Annotated in this window: 10 protein-coding genes; 7 read left to right on the top strand and 3 right to left on the bottom strand. The window is 69.9% G+C overall.

Features of this window, described 5'->3' with window-relative positions:
- Positions 1-33 precede the first annotated feature (33 nt).
- The 7 genes from ACZ4Z1_RS01365 (at position 34) to metK (ending at position 6,530) form a co-directional block, all read left to right on the top strand.
- Positions 34-1,143 carry a quinone-dependent dihydroorotate dehydrogenase gene (locus ACZ4Z1_RS01365; protein WP_468484519.1) on the top strand — a complete coding sequence of 370 codons (1,110 nt, stop codon included), beginning with the start codon at positions 34-36 and terminating at the stop codon, positions 1,141-1,143.
- A complete protein-coding gene (gene pyrF, locus ACZ4Z1_RS01360) occupies positions 1,140-2,054 on the top strand; it encodes an orotidine-5'-phosphate decarboxylase (protein WP_468484518.1) in 915 nt (304 codons plus the stop codon). The genes ACZ4Z1_RS01365 and pyrF overlap by 4 nt, the downstream gene beginning before the upstream one ends.
- Positions 2,055-2,246: 192 nt before the next feature.
- Positions 2,247-2,570 (top strand): integration host factor, encoded by a 324-nt coding sequence (locus ACZ4Z1_RS01355; protein WP_365842196.1) that lies wholly within the window; start codon positions 2,247-2,249, stop codon positions 2,568-2,570.
- Between the two features lie 38 nt (positions 2,571-2,608).
- Complete coding sequence (gene gmk, locus ACZ4Z1_RS01350; RefSeq protein WP_468484517.1) at positions 2,609-3,202, top strand: guanylate kinase; 594 nt, start codon at positions 2,609-2,611, stop codon at positions 3,200-3,202.
- Between the two features lie 38 nt (positions 3,203-3,240).
- Positions 3,241-3,513 (top strand): DNA-directed RNA polymerase subunit omega, encoded by a 273-nt coding sequence (rpoZ, locus tag ACZ4Z1_RS01345; protein WP_003982715.1) that lies wholly within the window; start codon positions 3,241-3,243, stop codon positions 3,511-3,513.
- Between the two features lie 290 nt (positions 3,514-3,803).
- Positions 3,804-5,102 carry a bifunctional phosphopantothenoylcysteine decarboxylase/phosphopantothenate--cysteine ligase CoaBC gene (coaBC, locus tag ACZ4Z1_RS01340; protein ID WP_468484848.1) on the top strand — a complete coding sequence of 433 codons (1,299 nt, stop codon included), beginning with the start codon at positions 3,804-3,806 and terminating at the stop codon, positions 5,100-5,102.
- A gap of 204 nt (positions 5,103-5,306) precedes the next feature.
- A complete protein-coding gene (gene metK / locus ACZ4Z1_RS01335; protein ID WP_468484516.1) occupies positions 5,307-6,530 on the top strand; it encodes a methionine adenosyltransferase in 1,224 nt (407 codons plus the stop codon).
- 70 nt (positions 6,531-6,600) lie between these two features.
- On the opposite strand, the gene ACZ4Z1_RS01330 is transcribed toward metK, so the two are convergent.
- The 3 genes from ACZ4Z1_RS01330 to ACZ4Z1_RS01320 are packed head-to-tail and all read right to left on the bottom strand — an operon-like array spanning position 6,601 to position 10,528.
- Positions 6,601-7,782: a hypothetical protein gene (locus ACZ4Z1_RS01330; protein ID WP_468484515.1), complete on the bottom strand. Its 1,182-nt coding sequence runs from the start codon at positions 7,780-7,782 to the stop codon at positions 6,601-6,603.
- 17 nt (positions 7,783-7,799) lie between these two features.
- A complete protein-coding gene (locus ACZ4Z1_RS01325) occupies positions 7,800-9,767 on the bottom strand; it encodes a hypothetical protein (protein WP_468484514.1) in 1,968 nt (655 codons plus the stop codon).
- On the bottom strand, positions 9,764-10,528 hold the full coding sequence (locus ACZ4Z1_RS01320; protein ID WP_468484513.1) for a toll/interleukin-1 receptor domain-containing protein: 765 nt from the start codon (positions 10,526-10,528) through the stop codon (positions 9,764-9,766). Before ACZ4Z1_RS01320 ends, ACZ4Z1_RS01325 begins: the two co-directional genes overlap by 4 nt.
- Positions 10,529-10,593 lie beyond the last annotated feature (65 nt).

Genomic DNA, 10,593 nt, shown 5'->3' with positions numbered 1-10,593 from the left:
GCCTCTTTCGACCCGCGGAAGGCCCGCCCGCTCGTGTACTCCCTCTTCTTCAACCTGATCTTCCGCCGCATGGACCCGGAGAAGGCCCACCACCTGGCCTTCCGCTGGATCCGGCTGGCCGCGCGCGTGCCGGTGCTGCGCACCTTCGCCGCGGCCGTCCTGGCCCCCCGCTACAAGGAGCTGCGCGTCGAGGCCCTGGGCCGCCGGATGCACGGACCCTTCGGGCTGGCCGCCGGCTTCGACAAGAACGCCGTCGCGATCGACGGCATGGCCATGCTCGGCTTCGACCACGTCGAGATCGGCACGGTCACCGCCGAGCCGCAGCCCGGCAACCCCAGGAAGCGTCTGTTCCGCCTCGTACCGGACCGCGCGCTCATCAACCGGATGGGCTTCAACAACGACGGTTCGGCGGCCGTGGCGGCCCGTCTGGCGGCCCGCAGCCCGGTCTTCCGCACGACGCTGGGCGTCAACATCGGCAAGACCAAGGTCGTCCCCGAGGACCAGGCGATCGCCGACTACGTGACCTCCACGGAGCGCCTCGCCGCCCACGCCGACTACCTGGTCGTCAACGTCTCCTCGCCGAACACCCCCGGCCTGCGCAACCTCCAGGCCGTCGACCACCTGCGCCCGCTGCTCGCCGCGGTCCGCGAGGCGGCCGACCGCACCGTCACCGGGCGGCGCGTCCCGCTGCTGGTCAAGATCGCCCCGGACCTCGCCGACGAGGACGTGGACGCGGTCGCCGACCTCGCCGTGGAGCTGGGCCTGGACGGCATCATCGCCACCAACACCACCATCGCCCGCGAGAGCCTCGGCCTGGCCTCCGACCCGGCCCTGGTCCAGGAGACCGGCGGACTGTCGGGCGCCCCGGTCAAGGCGCGCTCCCTGGAGGTGCTGCGCCGCCTGTACGCTCGTGTCGGCGACCGCGTCACCCTGGTCGGTGTCGGCGGCATCGAGAACGCCGAGGACGCTTGGCAGCGCATCCTCGCCGGTGCCACGCTCGTACAGGGCTACAGCGCCTTCATCTACGAGGGCCCGTTCTACGCCCGCGCCATCCACAAGGGCCTCGCCGCCCGCCTGCGCAACAGCCCGTACGCCACCCTCGCCGACGCCGTGGGCGCCGAGCACAGGAAGGTCTCCGCATGACGGCCAGCCCCTCGCCCGGTCACCGCCCCTCGACGAGGCCCTCCGGGCCGGAGCGTGCGTGTCTCCCCTTCGGCGTGCGCCTGCGCCGCGCCATGGACGAGCGCGGCCCGCTCTGCGTCGGCATCGACCCGCACGCCGCGCTGCTGGCCGACTGGGGCCTGAGCGACGACGTGGCGGGCCTGGCGGCCTTCTCGCGCACCGTCGTCGAGGCGCTGGCCGACCGCGTCGCCGTCCTCAAGCCGCAGTCCGCCTTCTTCGAGCGCTTCGGCTCGCGCGGCATCGCCGTCCTGGAGGAGACTGTCGCGGCGGCCCGCGAGGCCGGTGCCCTCGTGCTGATGGACGCCAAGCGCGGCGACATCGGTTCCACCATGGCCGCGTACGCCGCCACCTACCTGGACCCGGCCTCCCCGCTGTTCTCCGACGCGGTCACGGTCAGCCCGTACCTGGGCTTCGGGTCGCTGCGCCCGGCCGTCGAGCTGGCCCGGGAGAACGGCTGCGGCCTGTTCGCCCTCGCGCTGACCTCGAATCCCGAGGGGCAGGAGGTCCAGCACGCGGTACGGGCCGACGGCTGTACCGTCGCCGCGACCGTCCTGGGGCACCTGAAGGCGGAGAACGCCGACGCCGCCTCCCGGGGGGAGCTGGGCTCGTACGGGGCCGTCGTCGGCGCCACGCTCGGCGACCTGTCCGCGTACGACCTGGCGACCGGTGGTCCGCTGCTCGCGCCCGGTATCGGCGCGCAGGGCGCGACCCCGGCGGACCTCCCGCGGGTCTTCGGGGACGCGGTCCGCAACGTCGTGCCGAGCGTCAGCCGGGGGGTGCTGCGGCACGGTCCTGAGGTCGCCGCACTTCGCGAGGCCGCCTTCGGATGTGCCGACGAGGTGCGCACAGCGGTCGAACGGCAGGGACTTTAGTCCCGTTATGTCCTGGTCAGCAGAGTCTGACCAGGACTTTTCGTCTGTTCTCGCTGACTCGGAGCGCCCATGCCGCTAGTCTCCGACGAGAGCAGTGCACGTAAGCGCGTTGCTCGTTGCTCCGCAGATGCGGGGCGACTAGGTTCCACACCGGTCCTTATCCGACAGTTCGACATCCGAGGTGACGTAGGCGTGGCTCTTCCGCCCCTTACCCCTGAACAGCGCGCAGCCGCGCTCGAGAAGGCCGCCGCGGCTCGCCGGGAGCGCGCCGAGGTCAAGAATCGGCTCAAAAACTCCGGCGCCTCCCTTCATGACGTCATCAAGCAGGGCCAGGAGAACGACGTCATCGGCAAGATGAAGGTCTCCGCTCTCCTGGAGTCCCTGCCCGGCGTGGGCAAGGTCCGCGCCAAGCAGATCATGGAGCGGCTGGGTATCTCCGAGAGCCGCCGGGTGCGCGGCCTGGGCACCAACCAGATCGCCGCACTTGAGCGAGAGTTCGGCGAGAAAGCCGGCTGAGTTCTCTGGCACTGCCGGGGAACTGGAATAATCGCCGTATGGCTGCAACACCTCGGGGGACGTCCCCCGTATCCCCGGACGCCCGTCCGCGGCTGACCGTGCTCTCCGGCCCCTCCGGGGTCGGCAAGAGCACGGTCGTCGCCCATCTGCGCAAGGTCCACCCCGAGGTCTGGCTCTCGGTGTCGGCCACCACGCGCAAGCCGCGCCCCGGGGAGCGGCACGGCGTCCAGTACTTCTTCGTGGACGACGAGGAATTCGACAAGCTCGTCGCCAACGGGGAACTGCTGGAGTGGGCCGAATTCGCGGGCAACCGCTACGGCACACCGCGCAAGGCCGTCCAGGACCGCCTGGAGGCCGGCGAGCCGGTCCTGCTGGAGATCGACCTCCAGGGCGCGCGGCAGGTCCGCGAGTCCATGAAGGAGGCCCAGCTGGTCTTCCTGGCCCCGCCGAGCTGGGACGAGCTGGTCCGCCGGCTCACCGGCCGGGGCACGGAGGCACCCGAGGTCATCGAGCGCCGCCTGGCGGCCGCCAAGGTCGAGCTGGCCGCCGAGACCGAGTTCGACGAGACCCTGGTCAACACCTCCGTCGAGGACGTCAGCCGTGAGCTGCTAGCCTTGATGAAGGTTCTTTGATCTTTACACCGGTTTACCCCCCCTTCGGAAGGCAGAGAGTGTCCTCTTCCATCACCGCGCCCGAGGGCATCATCAACCCGCCGATTGATGAGCTTCTTGAGGCCACCGACTCGAAGTACAGCCTCGTGATCTACGCCGCCAAGCGCGCCCGTCAGATCAACGCGTACTACTCGCAGCTCGGCGAGGGCCTGCTGGAGTACGTCGGCCCGCTGGTCGACACCCACGTCCACGAGAAGCCCCTGTCCATCGCGCTCCGTGAGATCAACGCGGGCCTGCTGACCTCCGAGGCCGTCGAGGGCCCGGCTCAGTGAGCAGTGCGGCGTCGAGCGGTACGGCGTCCTGAGGATTCCGTCCCGATGCCTTCACCAAGGGCCCGGCAGCGCCGCTGCCGGGCCCTTGGTGTGTCATGGGACAGGTAACCAACCGGGTCCGCACCCCGCAGGGGACGGAACCCACGGCGTGGGGAGAGAACGCGATGGAGCAGCCGACAGAGTCGCGGCGGGCCGCCGGTCCGGCGGGTGGAGCGGACGTGGCGCGGGGGAGCGGTCCGGCCGGCGGGGCCGAGGCGGCGCGGGGCGGCGGCTTGGCGGACGGTGCCGAGATGGCGCAGGCGGGTGGCCCGGCTGGTGGGGCCGACGTGGCCCAGGGGAGTGGCCCGGCGCGTCGTCCCAGGGTCGTCCTCGGAGTCAGCGGCGGCATCGCCGCGTACAAGGCGTGCGAGTTGCTGCGCCGGCTCACCGAGTCCGGGCACGACGTCCGGGTCGTGCCGACCGCGGCGTCCCTGCACTTCGTCGGCGAGGCCACCTGGGCCGCGCTCTCCGGGAACCCGGCCTCCACCGAGGTCTGGGAGACGGTCCACGAGGTCCCGCACGTCCGCATCGGCCAGTCCGCCGACCTGGTCGTGGTGGCCCCCGCCACCGCCGACCTGCTGGCCAAGGCCGCCCACGGCCTGGCGGACGACCTGCTGACCAACACCCTCCTCACCGCACGATGTCCGGTGATCTTCGCCCCGGCGATGCACACCGAGATGTGGGAGCACCCGGCCACCCAGGAGAACGTCGCCACGCTGCGCCGCCGCGGCGCCGTCGTCATCGAGCCCGCCGTCGGCCGGCTGACCGGCGTGGACACCGGCAAGGGCCGCTTCCCCGATCCGTCCGAGATCTTCGAGACCTGCCGCCGCGTGCTGGCCCGCGGCCCGCTCGGCCTCACCCGGGACCTCGCCGGCCGGCACGTCGTCATCAGCGCGGGCGGCACCCGTGAGCCCCTCGACCCGGTCCGCTTCCTGGGCAACCGTTCCTCCGGCAAGCAGGGGTACGCGCTCGCCCGTACGGCCGTGGCCCGCGGCGCCCGCGTCACTCTCGTCGCCGGCAACAGCGAGCTGCCCGACCCGGCCGGTGTGGACGTGGTCCACATCGGTACGGCCGTCCAACTGCGCGAGGCCGTGCTGAAGGCCGCCGCGGACGCCGACGCGGTGGTCATGGCGGCCGCCGTGGCCGATTTCCGCCCCGCCGCGTACGCCACCGGCAAGATCAAGAAGAAGGACGGCCAGGAGCCCGAGCCGGTGGCCCTGGTCCGCAACCCGGACATCCTCGCCGAGATCTCAGCGGACCGCCCCCGCCCCGGCCAGGTGATCGTCGGCTTCGCCGCCGAGACCGACGATGTCCTCGCCAACGGTCGCGCCAAACTCACCCGGAAGGGGTGCGACCTGTTGGTCGTCAACGAGGTCGGCGACCACAAGGCGTTCGGGTCGGCGGAGAACGAGGCGGTGATCCTGGCCGCCGACGGCGCCGAGACCCCCGTACCGTACGGCCCGAAGGAAGCCCTCTCGGACCGGATCTGGGACCTCGTGGCCCCCCGCCTGACCGCCTCCCGGGCCCCTTCCACCCCGCCCACCCCATGATCGGAAACCCCTCTCGGGGCCGTTGCCGGAACGAGATCTTCCTCTCTCCGGCAAGGTGTCCCAGGTCACGGCGGGTCCATAAATCGAGACTGCGTGCCCGAACGCCGCTCATGACCGATAAACTGGCCCCGGATCGCGCCGAGCGCAGCTCTCGGCCTTTCCGCCAATGATCAGCCAGCAGCCGCTGCAACCCCAGGGAGCGATGTGTCCCGCCGCCTGTTCACCTCGGAATCCGTCACCGAGGGTCACCCCGACAAGATCGCTGACCAGATCAGCGACACCATTCTCGACGCCCTCCTGAAGGAGGACCCGGCCTCCCGGGTCGCCGTCGAGACGTTGATCACCACCGGCCTGGTCCACGTGGCCGGCGAGGTGACGACGAAGGCGTACGCCGACATCCCCAACCTCGTGCGCAACAAGGTCCTGGAGATCGGCTACGACTCGTCCAAGAAGGGCTTCGACGGCGCCTCCTGCGGCGTCTCCGTCTCCATCGGCGCGCAGTCCCCGGACATCGCCCAGGGTGTCGACACCGCTTACGAGAAGCGCGTCGAGGGTGCCGCCGCAGGTGAGGAGGGTGACGAGCTGGACAAGCAGGGCGCGGGCGACCAGGGCCTGATGTTCGGCTACGCCTGCGACGAGACCCCGGAGCTGATGCCGCTCCCGATCAACCTCGCGCACCGCCTCTCCAAGCGCCTGTCCGAGGTCCGCAAGAACGGGACCATCCCCTACCTGCGCCCCGACGGCAAGACCCAGGTCACCATCGAGTATGACGGCCACAAGGCCGTCCGCCTCGACACCGTCGTCGTCTCCTCGCAGCACGCGTCGGACATCGACCTCGACTCCCTGCTCGCACCCGACATCCGCGAGTTCGTCGTCGAGCACGTCCTCAACCAGCTCGTCGAGGACGGCATCAAGCTGGACACCGACGGCTACCGCCTGCTGGTCAACCCCACCGGCCGCTTCGAGATCGGCGGCCCGATGGGCGACGCCGGCCTCACCGGCCGCAAGATCATCATCGACACGTACGGCGGCATGTCCCGCCACGGCGGCGGTGCCTTCTCCGGCAAGGACCCGTCCAAGGTCGACCGCTCGGCCGCCTACGCCATGCGCTGGGTCGCCAAGAACGTCGTAGCGGCCGGGCTGGCCGCCCGCTGCGAGGTCCAGGTCGCCTACGCCATCGGCAAGGCCGAGCCGGTGGGCCTGTTCGTCGAGACCTTCGGCACCGCCACCGTCGACGTCGACAAGATCGAGAACGCCATCGCCGAGGTCTTCGACCTCCGCCCGGCCGCCATCATCCGCGACCTCGACCTGCTGCGCCCCATCTACGCCCAGACCGCCGCCTACGGCCACTTCGGCCGCGAACTGGACGACTTCACCTGGGAGCGGACGGACCGGGTGGAGGCGCTGAAGAAGGCTGCGGGGCTGTAAGGCTCCTGATCCCACAGCGTCGGAGGCCCGCCCCTTTCCGGGGCGGGCCTCTCGCATGGGGGCCGACGCTTCAGTTCTGCTCGTCCGGGAACGGCGGCTCTTGAGGAAAGGCCGGCCCGGGCTGGGGATCTTCGGCGGAAGGCTGTTCGGCCGCGGTGGCCTCGGACGCCAGGCTGTCGTCCTCCCGGACCGTGTTCTCGTACGGCGGGGGAGCGGGCGGAGCGAAATGGCCGCGGACGGCTGCCGCGGCTTCGGCCGCGACGGGGGCGGAACACTCGGCGATGTACTCCGCGAAGCGCTGGGCCAGCATCGCGCCTTCCGGTGTGTCGGGAATGCCCAGCTCCTCCAGCAGGAGGCTGACACAACCGACCGTTCCGGAACCGGGGCTCGGTTCGCCGTCTTCCGAGGCGAGCCCATGGTCTTCCCCCGCGAGGTGGGGGCGGTCTTCGTCGGTCGGCGGTGCTTCCGGCTCCTCGACACGTTCGGGGAAGTCCCGGGTGTTGGCTGCTCCGGCGAGCCGGGTGAGGGTGCCGATCAGGTCGACGGTGTGCTCGATCGCGTCCTCGTTCCGGGACAGGTACCAGACGACGGCGCTGCCAGGATCCTTGAGGACGTCGTCACCCAGATAAGCGCGTTTGCTCTTCTCGTACTTGCGCTCGTGCTCCCAGACGGCCTCGTCCTTGCGCACGGTCGACAGCTTGCTCAGCCGGTCACGGTCGGGCTCGCTCAGAGTCAGTGTGACGTTGTCGGCCATCGCCAGGACACGGCCGGAGGCATCGCCTTCCATGGTGCCCAGCACGCCACCCAGCTGATGCTGGGTCAGCGAACACCGGAGCGGCAACTGCTGAGCCGTGACGGCGCGGGCGCGCTCCAGTATCGCGCTCACGGCCAGGCCGCCGGGGCTCACCGGGGGCCCGTACCCGGAGTCGTCGAGGACGGCCCAGCGGATGCGGGCGGAGAAGAGAAAGTCGTAGTCAGGTGACTGACTGGGCAGTGCCACATCGGTGACGAAACGTTCCTGCGGCTCGCGGGGCGGGATCGGCAGGTCGGGGTCGGGGAGTGCCTCCCGCGGAATCAACGGCTTTCTGCGGTCGGTGACCACGAAGGCCACGACCGCCCCGGCCAGTAGAGAGACGAACAGCACGGGCCACAGCCAGAACGGCTGCCAGCCCAGCGCCAGCCCGGCGATCGCGACAAGCAGTTCGCCGATCACCGTGACGAACATGGTGAAGGTCTTGTGACCCGAACTCATCTTTCCTGTCCCCCGAGTCAGCTGTTCACATTCTGAGCGGCCTTGATTTTCTGCCAGAGGAGTGCCGAGACTTCTGCCTTCGCCGTCTGCTCTTCCTGAGCGGCGCACGGCAGATGCCAGTCCAATGCGTAGAGTTCACCGAGAAATTCGCCGCGTCCCTCACAGGCGTGCACCAGGACGTCCAGGATGCTCTCCCGCGCGGCCGGCCAGTTGCGGGCGGCCCGCAGCCAGGTGGCCGCCTTCGGGCAGCAAGCGGGGAATGAGCGCGCCTTGAGAACCGCACGCCACCCGGACGTCAACTGCCTGCGAACAACTGGTTCGGCAATCAGGGGCCGAGCCCGGCCTCCCGGGTCGGCGAAGCGTTCCGGTTCGGCGAGCCGCCAGAACAACTCGATCTCGCGGGCTCGGCGCCAGGACGTGAGTGGCCGGCTCCAAGCACGGTCGATACGGTCCAGCAGGCGTCGCGTCAGGCGGCCTTCGGAAAAGGCGAGGGCGAACAGTGCGTCGTGGGCGAAGGGCGCGGTCTCGGCGGTTTCCCGGCGGGCGAGGTGCAGCAGCCGCACAAGAGCGCTGTCGGGGTGCTGGACGGCCATGGCCCCCGAGCAGACACCCACCAGGACCCGCACCAGGCCGGCGCTGAGCTGCCGTCCGGTCGCCCACTCGTAGGTCTTCGCCCGGAAATGGCCACCATGCGTCTCGTCACACAGACCGGCGTCCAAGGCGAGGTACGCGGATCGGTGCAGCCACGACGGCGTTCCTCCGGATGCCCACCCGGCCGCTGTCTCGGAGAGGTCTTGAGGGCAATCGGTACGCAGGCACTGCCTGGCGTAGCGCAGGACGAGGGCGTCGCGCTCCTCGGCGGCTGCGGCGGCGTCCCGGACCAGGCGGTCCGTCCAGACGCGCAGAACGGACCGCATTTCCGGGAAGTCGTCCCAGAAACGGTCGCTGACCGCTTCGTCGTAACGGAGGCCGCGAAACACCACCCGGCCGCCGGCCGTCATCTCCGCACCGACGCCCGCCAGGCGGTGCGGCAGTGTCATACGGCTGAGCAGGGGCTGCACCACATGGGGTTCTTCCGCTACTTGCAGTAATTGCGCCGCCGCATGCTGAACGGTCTGTCCGCGGGCTCCGTGGAGCATGGCGCATGACAGGAAGAGGGCGCGTTGCGCCCCGGAGGAGCGCTCCAGAATTTCGCGCACCTCAGTCTGCCGTCGGACGGTGGCCGCCAGTGCACGGTCCAGCCAGTCCGTGAAACGGCCCGCGTCCGCTACCTGCTGGTCACGGTACTGCTTGACGAGGTCCGCGAACTGGGCGATTTCGCGCATGTGCGCAGTGGCGAGAAACGATGTCAGCTCGCCACGGGCGAATTCCTCCTGCTCCGGAACGATCTGCTCGGCATGCAAATGCCTGCGCAGCACCTTGAGAGGGACCGGCCGGTCCAAGGGGACGCACAACCCGCTCAGTTCGTCGCGGACCCGGACATCGGGCGGCAGGGCGACGGTGAGCCAGGCGCCTTTTGCCTGTACAGCAGCGCGGAATTCGGGCATCTCCCGCTGCGCTTGCTCCAGTACGCCCTGCCCGGCAGCCGTGAGATCCAGCAGCATCAAGTCGGATTGCTGAACGTCGTCCGGATGGAGAATGGCACCGTCCTTTTCCTCCACCCGGTCCGGCAGCCTGACGAACCGGCTGCCGCTGCCCTGCTGCCGTTCGTACAACAGCTCGCGCGCCGCCGCGCTGCGCCCGCTGCCGATGGGCCCGCTCACCAGCACGGTGCGGTATTCCGAGAGGCGGGCTCGGGCACGCTCGAAGCCCGGCGGAAACACGAACCGACGGTGCAGCCGGAACAGCTCGTCCCGGGCGGCGTCCCGTGGAGGGCAGCGGGGAGTTCCGGTGGGTGACGATCCGAAGTAATTGTGCTGATCGCCGATGCCCGAATGCAGTGGTCCGGAAGCGTCACCGAAAGCCGTTCCGATGAACTCGGTCACCGGCCTTCGCTCTCATCGTGGGGCGGAGTGGCGTTGAAGCTGATGCCGCCTCGGTTTCCTCCGGTGACATGGACGCCGTTGCCCCCGGATTGGTGGTTGGAGTGGGTGTACCGGTCTCCTCGGTGCGAGTTGACGTACTGGTCTCCCTGGCCGCTGTGCACGACGCCGCCCGGCTGGTTGAGCGCGGTGCCGATGGTGCCTGCCTGGAAGAGCGTGCCGTGATTGCCGTTCACTGTGTTGCGGGTCTCCGTCTCGGCATCGTCGCCCTGGGAGGCACGGGAATCCGCCGCGGCCAGCCGGGGGATCAGGTCGGCGAGTTCGTCGGCGAGCAGCTGCAAGTCGTGGTGCGAGCTGTAGGAAGAGACCCGGCGGAACTGGCGGTGCGTCAGGTCGCGGATGCCGACCGGAAGGCGGTCGGCGGACGGCGGGGCGGTTTCCGGACCGATGAGTACGGGAATGACCTGGGCTCCGCTTTCCAGCGCCTCGGCGATCTCACGGCACGTCCAGTCGTCTCCACCGCCCTCTGCCTGTCCGAAGAGGCCGTCCAGCCACCGTGGCCCGATGACGGCCAGGAGCACGCTGCAATTCCGTACGGCCGACCGCAGAGCCTCGGGGAAGAGACTGCCCGCCGGGATCGATTTGCCGTCCCGGAAGATCAGTTCCGAACCGAATCGCTGGGACAGGTGATTCTCGATGAGAGCAGCACCTTCCGGTGCGTCCACCGTGCGGTAATTGATGAATATCTCGGGTTGCCGGGTCACGGTATCTCCTTCGTCGGTGCGGGGCGATGACCGGCGCGGGCAGCCCCCACGCCGGCCGTACGAGA

The organism is Streptomyces sp. NPDC030165, from assembly GCF_055573595.1.
The sequence above is the reverse complement of the archived record's forward strand: the minus strand, read 5'-3'. Positions and strand labels throughout refer to the sequence as shown.

Coding starts and splice junctions, on each gene's coding strand:
- gmk (WP_468484517.1), top strand. CDS start 2,609: ATGGCTGCAACACCTCGGGGGACGTCCCCCGTATCCCCGGACGCCCGT.
- ACZ4Z1_RS01330 (WP_468484515.1), bottom strand. CDS start 7,782: ATGAGTTCGGGTCACAAGACCTTCACCATGTTCGTCACGGTGATCGGC.
- coaBC (WP_468484848.1), top strand. CDS start 3,804: ATGGCGCAGGCGGGTGGCCCGGCTGGTGGGGCCGACGTGGCCCAGGGG.
- pyrF (WP_468484518.1), top strand. CDS start 1,140: ATGACGGCCAGCCCCTCGCCCGGTCACCGCCCCTCGACGAGGCCCTCC.